Annotated in this window: 25 protein-coding genes; 6 read left to right on the top strand and 19 right to left on the bottom strand. The window is 70.6% G+C overall.

The window, feature by feature from the left end; genetic code table 11:
* Positions 1-17: 17 nt before the first annotated feature.
* The 5 genes from ACWGQ1_RS11730 to rpsF form a co-directional block, all read right to left on the bottom strand.
* A complete protein-coding gene (locus ACWGQ1_RS11730; protein ID WP_452313021.1) occupies positions 18-749 on the bottom strand; it encodes an FCD domain-containing protein in 732 nt (243 codons plus the stop codon).
* Positions 750-878: 129 nt separating this feature from the next.
* Positions 879-1,331, bottom strand: coding sequence for a 50S ribosomal protein L9 (gene rplI, locus ACWGQ1_RS11725; RefSeq protein WP_136033871.1), 453 nt, complete (start codon positions 1,329-1,331; stop codon positions 879-881).
* Between the two features lie 11 nt (positions 1,332-1,342).
* Positions 1,343-1,597, bottom strand: coding sequence for a 30S ribosomal protein S18 (gene rpsR / locus ACWGQ1_RS11720; protein ID WP_017203799.1), 255 nt, complete (start codon positions 1,595-1,597; stop codon positions 1,343-1,345).
* Positions 1,598-1,656: 59 nt separating this feature from the next.
* The gene (locus tag ACWGQ1_RS11715) at positions 1,657-2,157 is read right to left on the bottom strand and encodes a single-stranded DNA-binding protein (protein ID WP_136033869.1); all 501 of its coding nucleotides are present in this window, start codon (positions 2,155-2,157) and stop codon (positions 1,657-1,659) included.
* 5 nt (positions 2,158-2,162) lie between these two features.
* Positions 2,163-2,531: a 30S ribosomal protein S6 gene (gene rpsF, locus ACWGQ1_RS11710; protein ID WP_021201450.1), complete on the bottom strand. Its 369-nt coding sequence runs from the start codon at positions 2,529-2,531 to the stop codon at positions 2,163-2,165.
* A 225-nt stretch (positions 2,532-2,756) separates the two neighbouring features.
* Between rpsF and ACWGQ1_RS11705 the strand changes: the two genes are divergently transcribed.
* Complete coding sequence (locus tag ACWGQ1_RS11705; RefSeq protein ID WP_452313020.1) at positions 2,757-3,461, top strand: hypothetical protein; 705 nt, start codon at positions 2,757-2,759, stop codon at positions 3,459-3,461.
* 60 nt (positions 3,462-3,521) lie between these two features.
* Here ACWGQ1_RS11705 and ACWGQ1_RS11700 read toward each other — a convergent pair whose 3' ends face one another.
* The 5 genes from ACWGQ1_RS11700 to ACWGQ1_RS11680 are packed head-to-tail and all read right to left on the bottom strand — an operon-like array spanning position 3,522 to position 8,760.
* Entirely contained in the window at positions 3,522-4,361 is an 840-nt protein-coding gene (locus ACWGQ1_RS11700) for an ABC transporter ATP-binding protein (protein WP_136044605.1), read from the bottom strand.
* The gene (locus tag ACWGQ1_RS11695) at positions 4,354-5,196 is read right to left on the bottom strand and encodes an ABC transporter ATP-binding protein (protein ID WP_206252188.1); all 843 of its coding nucleotides are present in this window, start codon (positions 5,194-5,196) and stop codon (positions 4,354-4,356) included. The genes ACWGQ1_RS11700 and ACWGQ1_RS11695 overlap by 8 nt, the downstream gene beginning before the upstream one ends.
* On the bottom strand, positions 5,193-6,104 hold the full coding sequence (locus ACWGQ1_RS11690) for an ABC transporter permease (RefSeq protein ID WP_136033863.1): 912 nt from the start codon (positions 6,102-6,104) through the stop codon (positions 5,193-5,195). The genes ACWGQ1_RS11695 and ACWGQ1_RS11690 overlap by 4 nt, the downstream gene beginning before the upstream one ends.
* Positions 6,101-7,162 (bottom strand): ABC transporter permease subunit, encoded by a 1,062-nt coding sequence (locus ACWGQ1_RS11685; RefSeq protein ID WP_452313019.1) that lies wholly within the window; start codon positions 7,160-7,162, stop codon positions 6,101-6,103. Before ACWGQ1_RS11685 ends, ACWGQ1_RS11690 begins: the two co-directional genes overlap by 4 nt.
* Positions 7,163-7,173: 11 nt before the next feature.
* Positions 7,174-8,760, bottom strand: coding sequence for an ABC transporter substrate-binding protein (locus ACWGQ1_RS11680; protein ID WP_136033859.1), 1,587 nt, complete (start codon positions 8,758-8,760; stop codon positions 7,174-7,176).
* 152 nt (positions 8,761-8,912) lie between these two features.
* Here ACWGQ1_RS11680 and ACWGQ1_RS11675 point away from each other — a divergent pair, with 152 nt between their 5' ends.
* Positions 8,913-9,500, top strand: a complete 588-nt coding sequence (locus ACWGQ1_RS11675; protein WP_206252186.1) for an Lrp/AsnC family transcriptional regulator — start codon at positions 8,913-8,915, stop codon at positions 9,498-9,500.
* Positions 9,501-9,507: 7 nt separating this feature from the next.
* On the opposite strand, the gene ACWGQ1_RS11670 is transcribed toward ACWGQ1_RS11675, so the two are convergent.
* The 3 genes from ACWGQ1_RS11670 to ACWGQ1_RS11660 form a co-directional block, all read right to left on the bottom strand.
* Complete coding sequence (locus ACWGQ1_RS11670; RefSeq protein WP_168387164.1) at positions 9,508-9,666, bottom strand: hypothetical protein; 159 nt, start codon at positions 9,664-9,666, stop codon at positions 9,508-9,510.
* 99 nt (positions 9,667-9,765) lie between these two features.
* A complete protein-coding gene (locus tag ACWGQ1_RS11665) occupies positions 9,766-10,137 on the bottom strand; it encodes a hypothetical protein (protein WP_452313018.1) in 372 nt (123 codons plus the stop codon).
* A 54-nt stretch (positions 10,138-10,191) separates the two neighbouring features.
* The gene (locus tag ACWGQ1_RS11660; RefSeq protein WP_452313017.1) at positions 10,192-10,551 is read right to left on the bottom strand and encodes a hypothetical protein; all 360 of its coding nucleotides are present in this window, start codon (positions 10,549-10,551) and stop codon (positions 10,192-10,194) included.
* A 78-nt stretch (positions 10,552-10,629) separates the two neighbouring features.
* On the opposite strand from ACWGQ1_RS11660, the gene ACWGQ1_RS11655 reads away from it, so the two are divergent.
* Both ACWGQ1_RS11655 and ACWGQ1_RS11650 read left to right on the top strand, forming a co-directional pair.
* Positions 10,630-11,601: a hypothetical protein gene (locus tag ACWGQ1_RS11655; RefSeq protein ID WP_136044607.1), complete on the top strand. Its 972-nt coding sequence runs from the start codon at positions 10,630-10,632 to the stop codon at positions 11,599-11,601.
* Positions 11,598-12,707: a hypothetical protein gene (locus ACWGQ1_RS11650; protein WP_136044608.1), complete on the top strand. Its 1,110-nt coding sequence runs from the start codon at positions 11,598-11,600 to the stop codon at positions 12,705-12,707. The genes ACWGQ1_RS11655 and ACWGQ1_RS11650 overlap by 4 nt, the downstream gene beginning before the upstream one ends.
* Before the next feature lie 216 nt (positions 12,708-12,923).
* On the opposite strand, the gene ACWGQ1_RS11645 is transcribed toward ACWGQ1_RS11650, so the two are convergent.
* Positions 12,924-14,237, bottom strand: coding sequence for a nucleotide disphospho-sugar-binding domain-containing protein (locus ACWGQ1_RS11645; protein WP_452313016.1), 1,314 nt, complete (start codon positions 14,235-14,237; stop codon positions 12,924-12,926).
* Positions 14,238-14,300: 63 nt separating this feature from the next.
* Here ACWGQ1_RS11645 and ACWGQ1_RS11640 point away from each other — a divergent pair, with 63 nt between their 5' ends.
* The gene (locus ACWGQ1_RS11640) at positions 14,301-14,939 is read left to right on the top strand and encodes a TetR/AcrR family transcriptional regulator (protein WP_136045389.1); all 639 of its coding nucleotides are present in this window, start codon (positions 14,301-14,303) and stop codon (positions 14,937-14,939) included.
* A 12-nt stretch (positions 14,940-14,951) separates the two neighbouring features.
* Here ACWGQ1_RS11640 and ACWGQ1_RS11635 read toward each other — a convergent pair whose 3' ends face one another.
* Both ACWGQ1_RS11635 and ACWGQ1_RS11630 read right to left on the bottom strand, forming a co-directional pair.
* Positions 14,952-15,698, bottom strand: coding sequence for a 3-hydroxybutyrate dehydrogenase (locus ACWGQ1_RS11635; protein ID WP_378803054.1), 747 nt, complete (start codon positions 15,696-15,698; stop codon positions 14,952-14,954).
* Complete coding sequence (locus ACWGQ1_RS11630) at positions 15,695-17,074, bottom strand: MFS transporter (protein WP_452313015.1); 1,380 nt, start codon at positions 17,072-17,074, stop codon at positions 15,695-15,697. The genes ACWGQ1_RS11635 and ACWGQ1_RS11630 overlap by 4 nt, the downstream gene beginning before the upstream one ends.
* Before the next feature lie 104 nt (positions 17,075-17,178).
* Here ACWGQ1_RS11630 and ACWGQ1_RS11625 point away from each other — a divergent pair, with 104 nt between their 5' ends.
* Entirely contained in the window at positions 17,179-18,093 is a 915-nt protein-coding gene (locus ACWGQ1_RS11625; RefSeq protein WP_452313014.1) for a LysR substrate-binding domain-containing protein, read from the top strand.
* An 11-nt stretch (positions 18,094-18,104) separates the two neighbouring features.
* Here the strand turns inward: ACWGQ1_RS11625 and ACWGQ1_RS11620 are convergent, their stop codons facing one another.
* The 3 genes from ACWGQ1_RS11620 to ACWGQ1_RS11610 form a co-directional block, all read right to left on the bottom strand.
* The gene (locus ACWGQ1_RS11620) at positions 18,105-18,491 is read right to left on the bottom strand and encodes a DUF779 domain-containing protein (RefSeq protein ID WP_452313013.1); all 387 of its coding nucleotides are present in this window, start codon (positions 18,489-18,491) and stop codon (positions 18,105-18,107) included.
* 115 nt (positions 18,492-18,606) lie between these two features.
* A complete protein-coding gene (gene exaC, locus ACWGQ1_RS11615; protein ID WP_136033837.1) occupies positions 18,607-20,157 on the bottom strand; it encodes an acetaldehyde dehydrogenase ExaC in 1,551 nt (516 codons plus the stop codon).
* A gap of 109 nt (positions 20,158-20,266) precedes the next feature.
* Positions 20,267-21,379: an epoxide hydrolase N-terminal domain-containing protein gene (locus ACWGQ1_RS11610; RefSeq protein ID WP_452313012.1), complete on the bottom strand. Its 1,113-nt coding sequence runs from the start codon at positions 21,377-21,379 to the stop codon at positions 20,267-20,269.
* Positions 21,380-21,381 lie beyond the last annotated feature (2 nt).

Raw genomic sequence — 21,381 nt, 5'->3', positions numbered from 1 at the left:
GCGAGTCGTGCGCCGCGTCAGGAGTTGTCCGCGCCCTCCGCGGCCGCGTCGTCGAGCAGGGCGATCACGCCGTCGCGCACCTGGGTCAGGTGGGCCTCCAGCACGCCCAGCGCCTTCTTCGCGTCGCCGGCCGCGACCACGTCGACGAGCTCGGTGTGCGAGTGATCGTGCGAGCCCGCGGGCCCCAGCCGCCACCCCAGCACGTAGCGCCCGAGCTTGAGCCGCAGCTGCTCGATCATCTCCCACAGCAGCGGGCGGGCCTGCGCGTCGTACAGGGTGGCGTAGAACTCGGTGCGCGCCTCGACGAACTCGCCGCCCTCGGAGATGTCGTCGGCGGTCTTCGCGAGCTCCCGCAGGCGCTCGACCCGGTCGGGCGTGATCTCCGCCATCGCCAGGCGCAGCGCCTCCTTCTCGAGCAGCATGCGCAGGTGGTAGACCTCCCCGGCCTCCTCCGTGGACAGCGCCCGCACCATCGCGCCGCGGCGGGCGTGGAACACCACGAGCCCGTCGGCCTCGAGCTGGATGAGGGCGGAGCGGATCGGGAGGCGGGAGATGCCGATCGATTCGGCGAGGGTCTCCTGGCGCAGTTTCATGCCGGGCGGGAGCGTGCCATCGAGGATCGCGTCGCGGATGATGTCGTACGCCATCGCGCCGACCGACCGATACCCGGCCCCGTGTCGCTGGGCGAGCTTCTGCAGCGCATCGGCGCGATCCTTCGCAGACGCGGCCGCGTCCCCTGACTTCACCATGGGTCAGAGGCTATCGGATAGAAGCCCTCAAACTCTGCATTCTGGATCCAAGATCACCGAACGCGTCGCGGCCGGAGAACGACGAACGCCCCCCGTCCCGGAGGACGGAGGGCGTTCGACAGACGTGCCTTACTTGGCGGCGACGACCTGCAGCGTGATGACCGCGGTGACGTCCTCGTGCAGACGCACGGTCGCCTCGTGCTCACCGGTCGCCTTGATGGGCGACGTGATGTGCACCTTGCGCTTGTCGATCGCACCGAGACCGGCGGCCTCGACCGCGTCGGCCACGTCGGCGGTCTTGACCGAGCCGAAGAGACGACCCTCCTTGCCGGCCTTGACCGCGAGGCGCACCTTGGCGGCCTCCAGCGAGTTCTTCAGGGCCACGGCCTCGTCGCGGTCGTGGATCGCACGCGCCTGGCGTGCGGCCTGGATCGACGCGACCTGCTTCTCGCCACCGCGCGTCCACGCGGTCGCGAAACCCTGCGGGATGAGGTAGTTGCGGGCGTACCCGTTCTTGACCTCGACCACGTCACCGGCGCTACCCAGCCCGGCGACCTCGTTCGTGAGAATCAGCTTTGCCATCTCAGTACCCCTTACCGGCCGGCGCCAGCGTAGGGCAGGAGCGCCATCTCGCGGGCGTTCTTGATCGCCGTGGCGATCAGACGCTGCTCCTGCACCGACACACCGGTGATGCGACGGGCGCGGATCTTGCCGCGCTCCGAGACGAACTTGCGGAGGGTGGCGACATCCTTGTAATCGATGACACCGACCCGGATGGACTTCGCGGGGGCGGCGTTCTTCGCGCCCTTCCGCGGCTTGCGGCGGTCGCCGCTCGACTTTCCAGCCATTGCTCTTCCTTAGTGATGATGATCGGACGCTGCGCGCTCGCGCGCATCCGGAGAATTGATCAGAACGGGGTGTCGTCGCCGAAGCTGCCCGGAGTGCTCCAGGCGTCGGCGCTGGTCGACGAGCCGGGCGTGGACCACGGCTCCTCCGACACCTGCTGCTGCTGCGGACGGGACTGCCCGCCACCGCCACCGCTCGAGGCCGCACGGGTGACCTGCGCGGTCGCGTACCGCAGCGAGGGGCCGATCTCGTCGACCTCCAGCTCGATCGCGGTGCGCTGGTTGCCCTCGCGGTCCTGGTAGGAACGCTGACGCAGACGGCCCTGCGCGATCACGCGCATGCCCTTGGTCAGCGAGCCCGCCACGTGCTCCGCGAACTCGCGCCAGACCGACGCGCGGAGGAACAGCGCTTCGCCGTCCTTCCACTCGTTCGCGGCACGGTCGAAGTTGCGCGGCGTCGATGCGATGGTGAAGTTCGCCACCGGCAGCCCGTTCTGCGTGTACCGCAGCTCGGGGTCGGCCGTGAGGTTTCCCACCACGGTGATGACGGTTTCGCCGGCCATGAGACTTAGGCCTTCGCAGCCTTGGCGGCCTTGCGGGCAGCCTTCTCTTCGGAGCGCTTGGCCTCGGACGCGATCATCGCCTGAGCCTCTTCCGCGCGCAGGACCTTGGTGCGCATGATCTGCTCGTTCAGCTTGAGCTGACGGTCGAGCTCCTGCGTGGCGGCGCTGGTCGCGGTGAAGTTGACGACGGCATAGATGCCCTCGGTCTTCTTCTGGATCTCGTAGGCCAGACGGCGCTTGCCCCAGATGTCGACGTTCTCGATCGAGCCACCATCGTTGGTGATGACCTTCAGGAACTTGTCGAGCGTCGGGGCGACCTGGCGCTCGTCGATCTCGGGGGTCAGAATGACCATGAGTTCGTACTGGTGCGTCACTTACCCACCTCCTTCGGACTAGAACGGCTCTCGGGACTTTCCCGGGAGCAGGAGGGTGTGTGCACGTGCCCGCCCGTGGAACCCGAGTGGGTGCCGGAAGGCAGACAACCTCGACAGTCTAGCGGACATTCCTCCGAGCCGCCTCCCACCGATCGGCCCGCGGCTTGGCATGCTGGAGGGCGTGCCCGATGACCGTCATCGGGCACATGACTGGAGGGGGGCGCCATGCGCGTCAACAAGTGGGGGGTCGGCGTCGTTCTCGCCGCCGCCGTCATGCTCACCGGATGCTCGGCGGGCGGACCGGACAAGCCGGCCGACGCGAAGCCGAGCACGGCCGCATCGCAGGAGGCCGACGCACCGGCCACGGACTGCCCCGAGCTGGCCGAGGGCGCGACCGTCGACGGCACGGCGCTCGGCACGTGCATCGCCGACGCGATGGCCGACTCCGCGGGCTACGCCGCCAAGACGAGCGTGCTGGGCATGGAGAGCACCGCCCGCGTGAACCCCTCCGAGAACGCCCTCGAGTCGATCTCGCCGATGGGCTCGATCGTCGCGATCGGCGACGACGTGTGGGTCAAGTCGCCGTCGAGCGACTGGCAGCCGGCCGACCCGGACTCCAGCGACCCGATCATCGCGGGCCTCAGCACGAGCGCGGCCGACGTCGCCGCCATGGACCCCGCCGCCGCGGCCGAGGCCCTCGCGGGCGACTTCACCGTGAGCGGCACCGGCGAGCGCCTCGGCCAGAAGGTGTTCCTGATCACCGGTTCGGTCGACCAGCAGGGCACGACGGTCGACGTGGCGTTCGAGGTCACCGCCGACTACGTCAACCTCGCATCGAAGAGCACCGCGTCCGTCGAGGGCCAGTCGCTGGAGATCGCGATGGAGATCACCGAGTGGGACGTGAAGCAGGACATCGTCGCCCCGGTGTGATCCGGGGATGACACGAAGGGCCGGGGCATGCGCCCCGGCCCTTCGTCGTCCGGCCCCGCGTCAGTAGGCGACGGGCGGGACCTCGGCCCACACGGCGCGGTCGTCCGTGGAGGGGGCGTCGGGGATGCGGCCGGCGCCGTCCGGCTCGGGGATGGCCGCGAGCAGGGCCTGCGTGTAGGGGTGCTGCGGCGCGGACCACAGCTGCTCCGTGGGGCCCGACTCGAGCACCCGTCCCGCGAACATGACCAGGGTGCGATCGGCGATGCGGCGCACCACGGCGAGGTCGTGCGAGATGAAGAGCATGCCGGCGCCGGACTCGGCCACCAGGTCGCGCATCAGTCCGGCCACGCTCGTCTGCGTCGAGGCGTCGAGCGCCGAGATGGGCTCGTCCGCCACGAGCAGCGAGGGCCGCGCGGCCAGGGCCCTGGCGATCGCGATGCGCTGCTTCTGCCCGCCCGAGAACTGGTGCGGGAAGCGGGTGCGGACGTTCGCGGGCAGCCCGACGCGTTCGAGCCACTCCTCCACGGTGGATCCGGCGGCACCGCGCGCTCGGGCGGTGGCGATGCCGTCGGAGATCTGGTCGCCGATGCGTCGGCGAGGGTTCAGCGAGGTCGACGGGTCCTGGAACACCATCTGGATCCCGGTCAGGGCGGTCGACCGGCGGCGGATGCCGAGCGGCGTGACCGGGGCCCCGCGGAACTCGACCGTGCCGGCGGCGGTCTTCTCGATGCCGACGACGGCGCGGGCGAGGCTCGACTTGCCGCTGCCCGACTCGCCGACCAGCGCGACGGTCTCCCCCGCGGTCACGCGGACCGACACCCCGTTCACGGCGATCACCGGCGGGTTGCCCGGGTAGCGCACGACCACGTCGCGCGCGTCGAGGACGCTGACCTCACTCATGCGCATCCTCCTCGATCGGGTCGACCGCATCGACCTGGTCCGTCGCGTCGACCGCGGGCGCCTCGATGCGCGAGCCGGGGAGGGCCGCGAGCAGCATCCGCGTGTACTCGTGCTGCGGGTGCAGGAACAGGGTCTCGCGGTCGGCGAGCTCCACGATGCGGCCGTCCTTCATGACCGCGACGGTGTCGGCGATCGCGCTCATCACGCCGAGGTCGTGCGTCACGAGCAGCACGGCGAGGTTCCGTTCGATGGCGAGGTCGCGCAGCAGCTGCAGGATGCCGGCCTGCACCGTGACGTCGAGCGCCGTGGTGGGCTCGTCCGCCAGCAGCACCTCGGGGTCGCACGCCAGGGCGCACGCGATCGCGATGCGCTGCCGCTGCCCGCCCGAGAACTGGTGCGGGTAGCGCTTCAGCGCCTCCGCCGGGTTCGGCACCTGCACGGTCTGCAGCAGCTCCACCGCCCGCTCGCGCGCCGCGGCGCCCGTGAGGCCGAGGTGCACGCGCATGTGGTCGGTGAGCTGGCGGCCGACCGGGAGCTGCGGGTGCAGCGACGCCGACGGGTCCTGGAACACCATCGCGATGCGCTTCCCGCGGATGCGGTTGAGGCCGCGGCGCTTCAGGCCGAGCAGCTCCTCCCCCGCGAGGGTGATCGAGCCGCCCGTGCGAGCCTGCCGCGGCAGCAGCCCGAGCACCGCGAGCGAGGTGAGGGTCTTGCCGGAGCCCGACTCGCCCGCGAGGCCGTGGATGCGCCCGGCCTCGAGCTCGAGCGACACGCCCTTCACGAGCGGACGGCCGATGTCGACCGTGAGATCGCGGATGCTCAGCGCGGCGGTCATGCGGGCACCCCCGTCGCGGAGGCCTGGTGGTCGGCCTCCTTCTCGTGCGTGACCTCGGCGGTGGGGTCGAGCACGTCGCGCATCGCATCGCCGAGGAAGTTGAACGCCAGCACGACCGTGAGGATCGCGAGACCGGGGAACACCCCGAGCCACCAGGCGTCGAAGTTCTGCATGGCCCCCGAGATCATCGACCCCCACTCGGCGGTGGGCGGCTGCGCGCCGAGGCCGAGGAAGGAGAGGCCGGAGAGCAGCAGGATCGCGGCGCCGATGTCGAGCGTGGCGAGCACGAGCACGGGCCCGGCGATGTTGGGGAGGATGTCGACGAACAGGGTCCGCAGCGGCGAGTGGCCGAGCAGGCGTCCGGCGATCACGTAGTTCTGTCCGCGCAGGCCGAGCACGATGCTGCGGGTGACGCGGGCGTACTGCGGCCACGACACCACGATCGCCGCGATCACCGCGTTGAACAGCGACGGGCCGAGCGACGCGGCGACCACCATCGCGAGGATCACGGTCGGGAACGCCATGAAGAGGTCGGTGATGCGCATCAGCGTCTCGTCGACCGCGCGGCCGAAGTAGCCCGCGACGGCGCCGATCAGCGTGCCGATGATCATCGCCGCGATCACGAGCATGAGCGCGAGCGGCAGGCTCACCGTCGCTCCGGTCATCAGTCGCGAGAAGATGTCGCGGCCGTTGCCGTCGGTGCCGAGGATCGTGTCGATGCCCGGCTCCTGCAGTCGCGGCAGCACCTGCGCGTTCGGCGGGTACGGCACCCACCACTGCGCCGTGAAGGCGATGACGATCCAGGCCGCCGCGATCACGGTGCCGATGATGCCGAGCGGGGTGCGCCAGGCGCGGGGCCAGCGGAAGCGGAAGCGCCAGGGGCCGGCGGCGGCGTCGATGCGGCTCATGCGATCCTCACTCTCGGGTCGAGCACGCCGTAGAGCAGGTCGACGATGAAGTTGATGAGGAGGTAGATGACGCCGACGACCAGACCGACGCCCATGATGCCGGGCAGGTCGAGGTTCGCGGCGGAGTTGTAGGCGTACGTGCCCAGGCCCGGCCACGCGAACACCGACTCCACGAGCACGGTGCCCGACAGCAGGGCCCCGAATGCGACGCCCACCACGGTGAGGATCGGCAGCGAGGCTCCGCGGAGCACGTAGTCGAGGATGACGCGCATGGCCGGGAGGCCCTTGGCGCGGGCGGCCCGCACGTAGTCGCTGCCCAGCACCTCCAGCACCGACGTGCGGATGAACCGGGTGAGCAGGCCGATGGTCACGAGCGAGAGCACCATGACGGGAAGGGCGAGGTGGGCGAGCGCGTCGAAGAAGCCGACGCCGTCGCCGTTGAGCAGGTAGTCGACCGTGTAGAGCCCGGTCACGCGCGGCGGCGGGGTGATCGACGGCGAGATGCGCCCCGAGCCCGGCGCGATGCGCAGCTCCAGGAAGAAGACGTAGAAGCTGACCAGCGCGAGCCAGAAGGTGGGGACGCTGAGGCCGACGAGGGTGACCACGCGGATGACCTGGTCGGTGACGAGGCCCCGGCGGTAGGCGGCGAGCGTGCCGAGCACGATGCTGACCGCGAGGCTGACGATGATCGCCCCGATCGCGATCTCGATCGTCGCGGGCACCGCGGTGGCGGGGTCGCTGGTGACCGGGCGTCCGGCCACCAGCGACGTGCCGAGGTCCCCGCGGAGCAGGTTCCCCATGTAGATGAAGTACTGCACGAACAGTGGCTGGTCGAGTCCGTTCGCCTTGATGAACGCCTCGCGCGTCGCCGGGTTCTGCGACGCGCCCTCACCGAGGGCGGCCGAGACCGGGTCTCCCGGCACGAGGTTGGTGAGCGCGAACGTGACGATCGTCACGCCCACCAACAGGAGCAGGGAGGTCCCGGCCCGCCGCAGCAGGTATCCGACGAGAGGCGAACGGCGCCGCTGCGCCTGCCTCTGCACGGCCACTGTCGTCATGGAAGGTCCGTTCAGCCGGCCGGGGCGATCTCGGCGATGTCCATCTCCCACACGGAGTTGTACACGGCACCGGTCACGTCGCTCGCGGAGGAGATGTTGCGGCCGGGGACGATGAGCGGCACGAACGGACCCTGCTCCTGCATCGCCTCGGCGAACTCGGTGAACGCGGCCTCGCGCTGCGCGGGGTCGGTGGCGCTCGCGGCACCCGCCGCGATGCCCGCGATCTCCGGGTTGGCCTCGGCCGCCCAGCCGGCGCGCAGGCCGACCTTCAGACCGGGAGCGAAGGGGAGGAAGTTCGCCGAGTCGGCGTAGTCCGGACCCCAGAACCACAGGCCGAAGCCCTCGGTGCCGTTGACGTACGCGTCGAGCTCGGTCGCGAACGGGGCCGGGGCGAGCTCGACCGTGATGCCGGCGTCTTCGAGCTGCGCCTGCACGCGCTCCGCGAGCGGGGTGAACTCCACGCCGCCGACCGGGTAGTCGTTCGGGAACTGCAGCTTCAGCGTCTGTCCGGTGTAGCCGGCCTCGGCGAGCGCGGCCTTCGCCTTGTCGAGGTCCTGCTCCACGCCGCCGTCGAGTGCTCCCTCGAATCCGGGCGGGATCACGCCCGTCGCCTGCACGGCGCCCGCACCGGCGAGCTCGAGCAGCGCGTCGTAGTCGAGCGCGTAGCGGATCGCCTCGGCGATCTTCACGTTGGCCAGCTCGCCGGCCACGGCGGGCGACTGGTTCAGCAGCAGGAAGATGGTCTGGCCCGACGGGACCGAGTCGACCGTGATGTCGTCGCCGAGGCCCGCGACCTGGTCGCCGTTGAGGTCCATCGCGACCATCGAGTCGCCGCCCTTGAGGTTGGCGAGCTGCGTGGCGCTCTCCGACACGTTGCGCACGACCACGCGGCTGTAGGCCGACTTCTCGTCGCCGTTGTACTCGTCGTTGCTCTTCAGGACCACCTGCGAGCTGAGGTCGAGCGTGTCGAGCACGAACGGCCCGGAGCCCGCGGACTCGCCGTCGAGGAACTCCTGCGCCGAGTCGGTGCCGTCGATCGCGCCGCCGTTCTCGATCACCACGTCGGAGTTCACGATGCCGAGGGCCGGGTTCGCGAGGATGGCCGGGAGCTGCAGCAGCGGGGTCTCGGACGTGAACCGGATGGTCTTGTCGTCGACCTCGGTGATGGTGAGGCCGCCGAGCAGGAAGTTGGGCTTGGCGTCTTCCATGCCCTGGATGCGCTGCAGCGAGAACACGACGTCCTTCGCCTCGACGGGCGAGCCGTCGGAGAACACGCGGTCGCCCTCGAGCGTGAAGGTGAACTCGGTCGCGGCATCGTTCTGCTCCCACGAGGCGAGACCGGGGACCGGCGTGGAGACGTCGGAGCCCTCGAAGTCGACGAGGGTCTCGTACAGGGCCTTCGCGATCATGTTGCCGGTCGGGTCGTAGGTGTGACCGGGGTCGGCGGTCTCGATCGAGAACGCGGTGTCGATGACGAGCGAGTCGGAGCCCTGGGACGAGTCGGAGTTGTTCGCCGAGTTCCCTCCCGAGCAACCCGCGAGCGCCAGGAGCGCGACGGCTCCGAGCGCGATGACCGGCGTGAAACGGCGTGACGACATGAGGGCCTCCAAGGGCGAGGAGTACATTCGGGTTCCGGTGATGTCCGATGTGGACGACCGGTGATCAGATTCGCATCATATGCGACGATGTGTCCAGCAAGTGCGGGTCACATCGGCACGCTTTGTCCAGAACCTCGGATGTCAGGAGCAATATGTCCAGCAAGGATGCGGATCCGTCGAAGCTTTCTGGACGAAGTGCCGCCCCACTGGATGAGACGGCGTACAGAATCCTCGATGTGCTGCGTGATAACGGTCGCGTCTCGATCGCCGCACTGGCCGAGAAGGTCGGCATCTCCCGCGCCAGCGCGTACACCCGGGTCGAGTCCCTGGTGCACGACGGCGTCATCACCGGCTTCAGCGCCCGCGTCGATCACGCCAAGGCCGGACTCTCGATCGGCGCGCTCGTGTTCGTCACGGTCATGCCTCAGGCCTGGGCCTCGTTCCGGGAGCGCATCATCGAGATGCCCGACGTGGAGTGGTGCGCCATCACCACGGGCGAGCACGACGCGATGCTGCTGATCCGCGCGGTCGACGTCAGCGGGGTGCACGAGTTCTCCACCGGGGTGATCGCGCAGCTGCCCGAGGTGCGCACCGTGGTCAGCGTCGTGGTGCTCGACGAGGTGGTCCGCCGCCCCTACCTGCTGCCCGCCGACCTCCCGGAGCGCGACACCGAGGTGCCGCTCGGCATGACCCGCTGGACGCCCGCCTCCCCCGGCCGCGACACCCTCCCGCCCCGCTGACCCGGGGTCAGCGCTCGGTGTCGCTCCGGCCGTATCCCTCGAGGATGAGCAGCGCAGCGAGGATCACGAGACCCACCACGAGAAGAGCGAGCCCGACCCCGGTCACGTCGACCGGATGGATCTCGAAGGACTCCGTCGCCCCGGGCACCGGTGAGGCTACGCTCACGGTTCTCGAAACGGTGAAGAAGATCCCCATCGACAGTGTGGCGACGGCAAGCACCCAGGCGCCGAGCCGCGCGAACCTCCTCGATTTCCTTGCCACGAGTCACTGACCAACCGTGAAGCCCGGGACGGGGCTGAAAGCCGTCAGCACACGACTCGTCGATAGAAGCGTCTGCGCGGACCTCCCGTGCGCCTTGGTCAGCTTCCACTTCTGGATCTGATAGGTCACTCGGGTGCCGACAGCCCAAGCTTTATAGGAGGCTCCCGCGGGTGCAACCGGCGACGTCAATTGAATGGAACTCGTGACCGTCTTGTCTTCGCTGATACCGATGCCCGCGGCTACCGTCGCGGTTGAGAGACCGAATGATGCATCAATGTGAGTGCTCACGGTGTACGAGTTCGCGATCGTGCACGTTCCTCCGCCTCCGCCACTCGCCACCTGGCAAATCCCGAGCTGCTTGCTCTTGTTCGTCACGTGTAACACGCTACCTGACATCGGCGCTTACGAGGCTGCCCCGCTGACCCGGGGTCAGACGGCGGGGATCTCCTCGACCACGCTCAGCTGCGGCAGGCCGTGCATCTCGTAGTGCTCGACGAGGCGGATGCGGCCGTCGTCGGTGAGCTCGAGCTCGCTCTCGCCGTCGCCGGTGACGACGGTGCCGTCGGTCTTGAGCACGTGCACGAACGACACCCAGATGGTGTCGGCCGTGCGGGTTCCGACGAACTTGCCGAACGTGACCGTGTCGCCCTCGTACCCGCCCCAGATGGCGCCGTCGCGCTCGAAGTACTCGAAGATGCTGGGGGCGTCGGGGTCGACGGCGGAGGTGGTGGACGACACCATGCGGAAGCGTCGGCCGTCGAGGGAGGGAAGGGTCGCAGTCGCAGTCACCCCTCGATTATGGAGGATGCCGCAGACACCGCCGCGCGGGAGGCCGGGCGCCCGGGCCCGGCCGGTACCGTGGGTCGCATGGAGTGGATGGCCGACCCGAGCCCCGGCGCCTGGCTGCGCGACCGCCTCGACGACGACGTGACCGCGAGCATGCACGGCGTGGTGCCGCGCGGGTTCCCCGCCTACGCGCGCGTGTTCCATCCGGGGGTCGTGCGCTCCCTGCCCGACCGCCCGTACCCCACCCCCGACGAGTGGGAGCGCCTGCCGGAACCCGAGCGCCGCCGGCTCGACGCGCAGTTCTCCGGCGAGCGCGTGACCTGGGCCGACACCGCCGCGGTCTTCGGCACCACGATGCACGCACTGGCACAGTGGCAGCGGATCGTGCGCACCCCGGTCGACGGCGACTGGCGCACCCGGATCGGCCCGGACGGGCGCGAGTACAACGCCCCTGCGGAGGGGGAGCTCGACCCCGACCTGCTGTCCGTGCTGGCGGGCCACCTCGCCGCGCACACCGCGACACCCGACGCGGGGGTCGCGGCGCTGTGGGAGGGATGGGGCGGGCTGGTCGGCTTCTTCGGACAGACGCCGTCGCGCGCGTTCCTCGGGTTCGACGACGACCCCCACCACCGGGCGATGCTGGAGCGCAGCACCCACGATCCGTTCAACAACGGCTTCCGCAAGCCCACCTGGCAGGAGGGCATCCTGTCACGCGAGATCTCGGAGGGGCCCCGGTTGCGGCTCCCCCAGCGCGACCACGTGCCGTTCACCGCCGGAGCATCGGAGTTCGCCGATCCGGACTGGGTCCTGCGGGCGCCGTGGCGCGACCTCGCCGCCGAGGAGCACGGGTTCCCGCCGTCGGCGCAGAGTCCGAGCCTGCTGTGGCCCGACGACCGCGCCTGGGTCATGGTCTCGGAGATCGACTTCGACTCGACGATCGTCGCGGGCTCGCCCGAGCTCGTCCGCGCGATCTGCACGGACGAGCGGCTGGAGGCGCTGGCCCTGCGCGAGGGCGCCGACCTCACGTGGGACGCCGACGAGGTGAACCGGTGACGGCGCCCGCTCCAGCGCCGAGCTTCGACGCCCGTCCCCTCACGGAACCGGTCGACCCGGCCGCCGTGCGCGCCTTCGCCGCCGAGCTGCGGTCGCGGCGCACATCGGGCATGGCGGTGTCCTCCATCATCGCGATCGTCGCCGTGTCGATCGCCGGGCTGGTGATGCTGCCGATCCTGTTCACGGTGGTGCTGAGCCTGGCCGCATCCACCGGATCCCCCGGCGCGGCCGCGATCCCGCTCGTGCTGATCGTGCTGCTCGCGGCCGCGGTCGGCGTGCTCATCTGGATGGCCGTGCGCAACGGTCAGGCCACCCGCTACCGGCTGCACCGCTTCGCCCAGGCCAACGGCATGACGTACGAGCCGCGCGTGGACGACCCGCCGCTGCCCGGCATGATCTTCCAGCTGGGCCGGTCGCGCCTCGCCACGGACCTGGTGCGCGGCAGCCACCCGCGGTTCGTGGAGTTCGGCAACTACCAGTACACGGTGCAGTCGGGGAAGAACTCCACGACCTACCGCTGGGGCTACGTGGCCGTGAAGCTCGACGTGCCGCTGCCCAACATCGTGCTCGACGCGACGGGCAACAACGGCTTCGGCTCCAACCTGCCGGCGTCGTTCCAGCGGGCGCAGCGGCTGTCGCTCGAGGGCGACTTCGACCGGCACTTCACCCTGTACTGCCCCGAGGGCTACGAGCAGGATGCGCTCTACCTCTTCACGCCCGACATCATGGCGCGGTTCATCGACAACGCCGCGCAGCTCGACGTGGAGATCGTCGACGACTGGCTGTTCCTGTACACGCAGCGCAAGGCGTCGACGCTGGATCCGGCGACGTGGGCGTGGCTGTTCGGCGCGGTCGGCGCGCTGCTGACGAAGTTCGACCAGTGGGCGCGATGGCGCGACGATCGGCTGGCTGCGCAGCGGACGCCGCCCGTCACGGCGGGATCCTCCGGCGGGCACGCACTGCCGTTCGCTCCGCCGGTCGGCCTGCTGACTCCGCCGCCGGGCGTCGCGCCGCAGGGACGACGCCTCAAGCGCACCGGGACGTGGCTTCCCCTGATCGTGGTGATCGGCTTCGCGGCGTTCTGGTTGCTGACGCGCTGGAACTGACCGCGTCCGAAGTGGGGGTGGGTGTCGTCTGGGGATCGACTCCCACCCCATCCCCCCTCGGGATCGAAAGGAATTCCGACGTTCCCTCCGCATGACGGCGATGCCGTCGCGCCCGCCAGGTCAGCTGGGGACTGACACCGGGAGGCGCCTGCCCAGGATGGTATACCGGTCGACGTTGCGTCCTGTTGCGTCCATGCGCCGGAATGGACCGCTCGCTCAGCTCTCCGCGACGGGCTCCCGCGCCGGCCACGACCGCGTCACCCGGTCGAGCACCCCATCCAGGGTCGACCACGCATCGGCCGACCGCATCGACGTGCCGATGCGCTCCGCCGCCACGCGGAACGAGGGCTGCGCCAGCACGCGGTGCACGGCCGCGGCGATCTGGGCGGACGCCGGGGTGTTGGTGCGGAGGTTCACGCCGGCGCCCGACCAGCCCACGCGCGCCGAGACCTCCACCTTGTCCTCCGTCTGGCCGGCGACGACGATCGGCACCCCGTGGGCGAGGGCCTGCTGCACACCGCCGTACCCGCCGTTGGTGACCAGCACGTCGATCTTCGGCAGCAGCCGGTCGTACGGCAGGTACTCCGCCACCCGCACGTTCTCCGGCAGGTCGCCGGGAAGGCTGTTCCTCGGGCGCCCGCCCGTCGTCACCACCACGAGCAGGTCGGACGGCGCGAGCCCGCGCACCGCGGGCAGCACGAGCTGGGTGAAGTCGGAGTTGGCGATGGTGCCCTGGGTGACGTGCACGACCGGGCGGTCGCCGTCGAGGTCGTCCCACCAGTCCGGCAGCGGGGCGTCGGACGCGGTCGTGGGCAGCGGTCCGGCGAAGTGCACCGTGTCGGGCAGGTCGCCGCGGGGATACTCGAACTCGGGCACCGTGAACTGCACGTAGGCGTCGGTGCGTCCCGCCCAGTCCAGCACGAAGCCGCCGAGGTCGCGGCCGACGGTCTGCCGCGCCATGTCGTCGGCCTCCCGCTGCACCCCGCCGAAGATCGCGCGCTCGGCGACGAGCCGCAGGGCCGCGTTGCGCAGGCGCCCCAGCGGCCCGCGCATCGGGGTGACGCCCAGCCCGAACGGCGCGGTGTCGACGCTGCGGGCTCCGAGGGGGAAGATCCCGAGCGCGATCACGGGCGGCCGCTCGGCCGCGGGCAGGAGCTGCAGCAGCGCACCCCCGACGAAGAGCGGCTCGGTGAGGACGGCGTCGATGCGACGGGAGGCGAGCTCGGCGCGCACGGCCGCGAGCTGGGCGGCACCGGGCCGCACGAACAGCGTGCTCATGTCGAACCGGAGTGCTGCGGGGCCGGTGAGACCCGCACGCTCGGGGAACGCGCCGTCGGCGTCGTCGAGGTCGACGTCGGCCTCGGGCGGCAGCGGAAGGAAGCGGGCGCCGCTGGCCAGCACCCGGTCGGCGTAGCGGGCGCTGGTGAGGAATCCGACCTCGTGCCCGGCGTCGACCAGGTGCCGGGCGACCTGCAGGAGGGACAGCACGTGACCGTGAGCGGGAGTGCAGGTGAGGAGGTAGCTGGACATGGCGTGCCTTCGGTTAGGATTGACTATACCGTCGAAGTATTCATCACCCCCTGAGGAAAGTCAATGGCTGAAGCCGCCCCGCGTGCCTACACGTCCGCCCTGCGCACCCGCCAGGCCCAGGAGACGCGAGCGCGCATCGTCGCCGCAGCCGCCCGCCTCTTCGCGTCGCAGGGGTACCAGGCGACCACGATCGCTGCCATCGCCCGCGAGGCCGGGGTGTCGGCCGAGACCGTGAAGACCACCGCGGCGAAGGCCGAGCTGCTGATCGCCGCGTTCGAGGTGACGTTCTCCGGGTCGGAGGCCGCGGAGTCACTCGTGGAGACGGAGGTCGCCTCCGGACTGCTCGACCTGCCCGACGACGCATTCCTCGACGGCGTGCTCACCCAGATCACCACGGCCAACCAGCGCGGGCACGGCCTGTGGACCGTCCTGCTCGGGGCCGCGCTGTCCGACCCCGTCGTCGACGAAGCGCTCCGCCGCATCCTGGACAACCGGGCGGCGGACTACCGCGGGTTCGTGGCGGAGCTGGTGCGGCGCGGCATCGCCCCCGCGGCCACCGACACCGACGCGACCGCCGATGCCCTGTCGTTCCTGCTGTCGCCCGAGAGCTACCAGCAGCTGGTCGCGCAGTCCGGGTGGACGCCCGCCCGCTACGCCGACTGGCTGCGTACGACGGTGCTCGCCGAGGTCACACGCCCCTGACGCGCCTGCGCGTCAGCGCGCCGACCAGCCGCCATCCATCGTGTGGCTTGCTCCGGTGATCATGCCCGCCGCGTCGCCCGCGAGCCACAGCGCGAGCGCCGCGACCTCCTCCGGTTCCACCAGCCGCTTGATCGCGGACTCGGTGAGCAGCACCGATTCCAGCACCTCGTCCTCCGCGATGCCGTGCAGCCGCGCCTGGTCCGCGATCTGCTTCTCCACCAACGGCGTGCGCACGTAGCCCGGATTCAGGCAGTTGCTCGTCACCCCGTGGGCCGCGCCCTCCAGCGCCGTGACCTTCGACAGGCCCTCCAGCCCGTGCTTGGCCGCGACATACGCCGCCTTGAACGGCGAGGCCCGCAGGCCGTGCACGCTCGACACGTTCAGCACCCGCCCGAACCCTCGCTCGTACATGCCGGGGAGGGCGGCGCGGATCAGCAGGAACGGCGCCTCCAGCATCAGCCGCAGGAGGAACGAGAACCGCTCCGGATCGAACTCCTCGATGGGGCTGACGTGCTGCACGCCCGCGTTGTTCACGAGGATGTCGGTGTCGATCCGCACCTCGGCGAGCGCGGCGACGTCGGACAGGTCCACCTGCCACGCCTCCCCGCCCACCTCCGCCGCGAGGGCCCGCGCCGCGTCGCCGTCGATGTCGGCGACGGTCACCCGGGCCCCCGCGGCGGCGAACGCGCGCACGCACGCGGCGCCGATCCCGCTCGCTCCGCCCGTCACGAGGGCCCGGCGTCCGGACAGATCCGTCATGCGATGGCCTTCTCCGCGTCCAGCCGTGCCGCGGTGCGCGCCGCGTCCTCGTCGTCGATCGCCTGCAGGGAGATGCCGGTGGTCTCGCGCAGCGACAGCACGGCGATCGCCGTGACCACGCAGGCGATCACGATGTAGATCGCGATCGGCAGCCAGGAGCCGAAGTCGCGCAGCCACTGGATCGCCAGGATCGGCGCGAGCGAGCCGGCGAGGATGGCCGTCACCTGCGAGCCCAGCGAAACCCCCGAGTAGCGCATGCGCGTCGGGAACAGCTCCGCCATCACGGCCGGCTGCGGCGCGTACATGAACGCGTGGAAGCAGAGCCCGATCGTCACCGCGAGCACGATCAGCACCGGGTTGAGGGTGTCGAACAGCGGGAAGGCGAAGAACGCCCACGTCGCGCTGAGGATCGCGCCGGTCAGGTACACGGGCTTGCGGCCCCAGCGGTCGGCGAGCCGGCCGAGCTGCGGGATGACCGCGAAGTGCACCACGTGTGCGATCAGCAGCGCCAGCAGCAGCTGGCTGGTGTCGTACTCGTGCACGGTCTTGAGGTACACGATCGTGAAGCTGACGACGATGTAGTAGACGATGTTCTCCGCGAACCGGAGGCCCATGGCCTGCACGATGCCGACCGGGTAGCGGCGCAGCACCTCGACGACGCCGTAGGAGGTGGCCTTCTCGGCCTCGACCTGGGCCTTCGCCTCCAGGAAGATCGGCGCCTCCTCCACGTGACGGCGGATGTAGTAGCCGACGAGGACGATCACGGCGGACAGCCAGAACGCGATGCGCCAGCCCCACTCGAGGAACGCGGCGGAGCTCATGACCCACGAGCTCACGAGCAGCACGAGCGTGGCGAGCAGGTTGCCCACCGGGACGGCGGCCTGCGGCCAGCTCGACCAGAACGCACGCGAGCGGTCGGGGCTCTGCTCCGCGACCAGCAGCACCGCGCCGCCCCACTCGCCGCCGACCGCGAAGCCCTGGATGAACCGCAGCGCCACGAGCATCGCGGGGGCCCAGTAGCCGATGCTCTGGAACCCGGGCAGGCAGCCCATCAGGAACGTCGCGGCGCCGACGATGATGATCGTGGCCTGCAGGGTGGGCTTGCGGCCGAAGCGGTCGCCGATCTGCCCGAACACGATGCCGCCGAGCGGGCGCGCGATGAAGCCGACCGCGTAGGTGACGAAGGCGGCGATGATGCCGTCGAGCGGGGAGCCGGTCGCGGGGAAGAAGTAGGTGCCGAACACCAGGCTCGCGGCGGTGGCGTAGAGGAAGAACTCGTACCACTCGACGACGGTGCCGGCCATGGAGGCCGCGACGACGCGCTTGAGCTTCGACGGGGGTGCGGCGGTCGGGGATGCAGCAGTGGGGGATGCCATGTCTCTCCTTCGGGTGTCGACGGTGACACCTCCCGACCAGTGTCGGCGGGCGCTGAGGCTGCAGCAATGCCCAGTCACGCGCAGCCCCTGTGCATAATTGCAGAATGGAGGCGACGAGGCGACCCCGGGCTGACGACCTGCTCGTGCTGCTCGCGGTCGCCCGCACCGGCCGCTACACGAGCGCCGCGACGCACCTCGGCCTCGACCACACCACGGTCGCCCGGCGCATCGCCGCCCTGGAAGACGCCTTCGGCGGACGGGTCGTGGCTCAGTCCGCATCCGGATGGGAACTCACCGACCTCGGGCGCACCGCCGCCGAGACCGGAGGACGCATCGAGGCCGCACTGTCGCAGCTCGACGACGGCGGCGGCGACACCCCAGACCCGGTCGCGGGCGTCGTGCGGATGTCGGCCACGGACGGCTTCAGCGCCTACATCGCGGCGCCCGCCATCGCCGACCTGCGCCTCGAGCATCCGCGGCTGACCGTCGAGATCGTCGCCGCGACGCGGCGGGCGGCCGAGCACCGCGCCGGGCTCGACCTGGAGGTGGTGGTCGGCGCACCCCAGACCCGCAGAGCCCACGCGGTGAAGCTCGGCACCTACACGCTCGGCATGTACGCCTCGCGCGACTACCTCGCGCGCACGGGCACGCCGGCCACGCGGGAGGAGCTGGAGCGGCATCGCCTGGTGTACTTCGTCGACTCGATGCTGCAGGTGGACGCACTCGACCTCCCGCGCCGGCTCGTGCCCGGGATGCAGGACGGCCTCACGTCGACGAACGTGTTCGTGCACGTGGAGGCGACCAGGGCGGGCGCGGGCATCGGGCTGCTGCCGTGCTTCGCCGCCGACCGCCACGACGACCTGGTGCGACTGCTGCCGTCGGTGTTCGCCGAGAAGCTGCCGTACTACATGGTCGCCCGGCCCGAGTCGCTGCGGCTCCCCGCGGTCGCCGCCCTCGCCGACGCGCTGCGCGCCCGCACCCGCGCCTCCCGGGCGATGCTCGACGGCCTCACCGCGTGAGCGTCGTACGGTCAGGCGAGGCCGAGGGAGAGGAGCTCGGCGGGGTCGAGCATGCGCGAGCGGATGAGGAACCGCAGACCCGTCGGGCCCTCCACGCTGAAGCCGGCGCCGCGGCCGGGGACCACGTCGATCGTGAGGTGTGTGTACTTCCAGTACTCGAACTGCGACGCCGACATGAACACCTCCACGGGCTCGGTCAGCCCCACGTCGAGCCGTCCGAGCAGCACATCGCCCGGACCGGTGAGGAACATCCCCACGGGGTAGCACATGGGCGCGGAGCCGTCGCAGCAGCCGCCCGACTGGTGGAACATGAGCGGACCGTGCTGCGCGGTCAGTTCACGCACGAGTGCGGCCGCGGGCTCCGACACCGCGACCCGCTCGGGGGTGCTCTCCGTCATGTGCTCGTCCTTCCGTGGTGCCCGGTCGTCGAGCGAGACCCCGCCGCTCGCGCGTCGCTCGCTCGACGACCGGAGTATCCCGGGCGGACGCTGCCGCGCCCGCCCGGGAGGCGGATCAGAAGAAGCCCATCGGGCCCTCGGCGTACGACACCAGGAGGTTCTTCGTCTGCTGGTAGTGGTCGAGCATCATCTTGTGGTTCTCCCGGCCGACGCCGGACTGCTTGTACCCGCCGAACGCGGCGTGCGCCGGGTACTGGTGGTACGTGTTCGTCCACACCCGACCGGCCTCGATCGCCCGGCCGGCGCGGTAGGCCGTGTCGCCGCTGCGGCTCCACACCCCCGCGCCGAGACCGTACAGGGTGTCGTTGGCGATCGAGATCGCGTCGGCGAAGTCGTCGAACGAGGTGACCGACAGCACAGGGCCGAAGATCTCCTCCTGGAAGATGCGCATGTCGTTCGTGCCCTCGAACACGGTCGGCTGCACGTAGAACCCGTCGCTCAGGTCGCCGCCGAGGTCGGCCCGCTCACCGCCCGCGAGCAGTCGCGCCCCGCCCTGCTTCCCGATGTCGATGTAGCTGAGGATCTTCTCCAGCTGGTCGTTCGACGCCTGCGCGCCGATCATCGTCGCCGGGTCGAGCGGGTTGCCCTGCACGACCTTCTTCACCCGCTCCAGCCCGTCGGCGAGGAAGCCGTCGTAGATCGAGCGCTGGATGAGCGCCCGCGACGGGCACGTGCACACCTCGCCCTGGTTCAGCGCGAACATCGTGAAGCCCTCGAGCGCCTTGTCGTAGAACGGGTCGGTCGTGGAGCGCGCGACGTCTTCGAAGAACACGTTCGGGCTCTTGCCTCCCAGTTCCAGCGTCACCGGGATGAGGTTCTGCGACGCGTACTGCATGATCAGCCGCCCGGTCGTGGTCTCGCCCGTGAACGCCACCTTGCGGATGCGCTTGTGCTGCGCGAGCGGCGCCCCGGCCTCGATGCCGAACCCGTTCACGATGTTCACGACGCCGGCCGGGATGAGGTCGCCGATCAGGTCGAACAGGAACAGGATCGAGGCGGGGGTCTGCTCGGCCGGCTTGATGACGATGCAGTTGCCCGCGGCGAGCGCCGGCGCCAGCTTCCACACGGCCATCAGGATCGGGAAGTTCCACGGGATGATCTGTCCGACCACGCCCAGCGGCTCGTGGAAGTGGTACGCGACGGTGTTCTCGTCGAGCTGGCTGATGCCGCCCTCCTGCGCCCGCAGGACCCCGGCGAAGTAACGGAAATGGTCGATCGCGAGGGGGATGTCGGCGGCGAGGGTCTCCCGCACGGGCTTGCCGTTCTCCCAGGTCTCGGCGACCGCGATGGCCTCCAGGTGCTGCTCCATCCGGTCGGCGATGCGGTTCAGCAGCACCGAACGCTCGGCGGGGCTGGTCTTGCCCCAGGTGGCGAATGCCCTCCACGCCACGTCGACCGCGCGGTCGACGTCTTCGCTCGTGCCGCGGCCCACCTCGGTGAAGGGCTTGCCGTTGACCGGGCTGATGTTCTCGAAGTACTGGCCCTTCACGGGCTCGACGAACTCGCCGCCGATGTAGTGCCCGTAGCGGGGGCGATAGGTGGCCACGGCACCGGGCTGCCCCGGAGCGGCGTAGGCGAGGGACACGTCTTCTTCGACGATGGTCATGGGGTCTCCTTCGACGGGTGGGCCGCGGCCTCGATGCTCAGCGGCTGTCTCCGACGGTAGGCGGCTCCCCGTTGCAGCCCCGTGCGCAACGTTGCAGGAGGTTGCAGCCTCAGGGGAGCGCGGCGAGGAAGGCGCGGAACCGCTCGGCCATCGCCCCCGGTACCTCGGCGATCGTGAAGTGCCCGCCGTGCTCGAGCCGCTCGAACACGCGCAGGTCGCGGTAGTAGCCGCGGGCGAGCCCCTCGGGGTAGTCGTGCTCGTGGCGCTGGATGAACACCGCGGCGGGTACCGTGACCGGCGGCATCGGAGCGGGAGTGTCGGCGCCCTCGTAGTACGGCCGGAAGGAGCTCGCGATGCTCTGCGTGACCCAGTAGATCATCGCCTCGGTGAGGATGCGGTCGCGCGAGATCACGGCCTCCACGGCCGCCGGGTCGTCGCCGTCGGTGTCGGCCCACTCCGACAGCTTCTCGGCGATCCACGCGAGCAGCCCCGCCGGGGAGTCGTTGAGCGCCGCGGCCAGCGTGTCGGGCCGCGCCCACTGCACGTGCCCGTACGACCCGTTCGGTCCGTGCTCGGCGTCGAGCCGGGCGAAGAACGCCTGCACCTCCGGGTCGTCGCTGGCCGCCCGCTCCTCCGGCGTGCCGAAGTGCGCATGGGTCGCGACGATGCCCGCCACCTGCTCGCGGTATGACGCGGCGATCAGATCGCTCACGTTCGCCGAGACGTCTTCTCCGTAGGTGACGTAGGAGTCGTAGCCCAGCACCTCGGTCATCAGCCGGTGCATCGTGGCGGCGAAGCGCCGCTCGTCGGCCGGACCGTCGGCGTAGGGCTGCGAGAACGCGAAACCGGGCAGGCTGGCGACCACCACGTGGACGTCGTCGAGGACCGCCGCGGCGTCGAGCTGCAGCGCGAACGTGTGCGGCCAGCCGTGCATGAGGAGCAGCGCCGGGGCGTCGGGCCGCTCGGAGCGCAGGTGCGCGAAGTGGATGTCGGTGCCGTCGACCTCGGCGAGGAACTGCGGGAAGCCGTTGAGCCACTCCTCCCGCGCCCGCCAGTCCCACTCCGCCCAGGACTGCACGAGCTCGCGCAGCCAGGCCGCGTTCATGCCGGAGCGCATGCGCCGCGGCGAGTCGTCGAGCAGCCGCGCGCGTCGAAGGCGGGCGCGCAGATCGTCGAGCACCTCGTCGGACACGTGCACGCGGAACGGACGGATCTCGGTCATGC

It is taken from the genome of Microbacterium sp. NPDC055599 (assembly GCF_053618975.1).
This window is presented reverse-complemented; position numbering and strand designations above follow the sequence as displayed.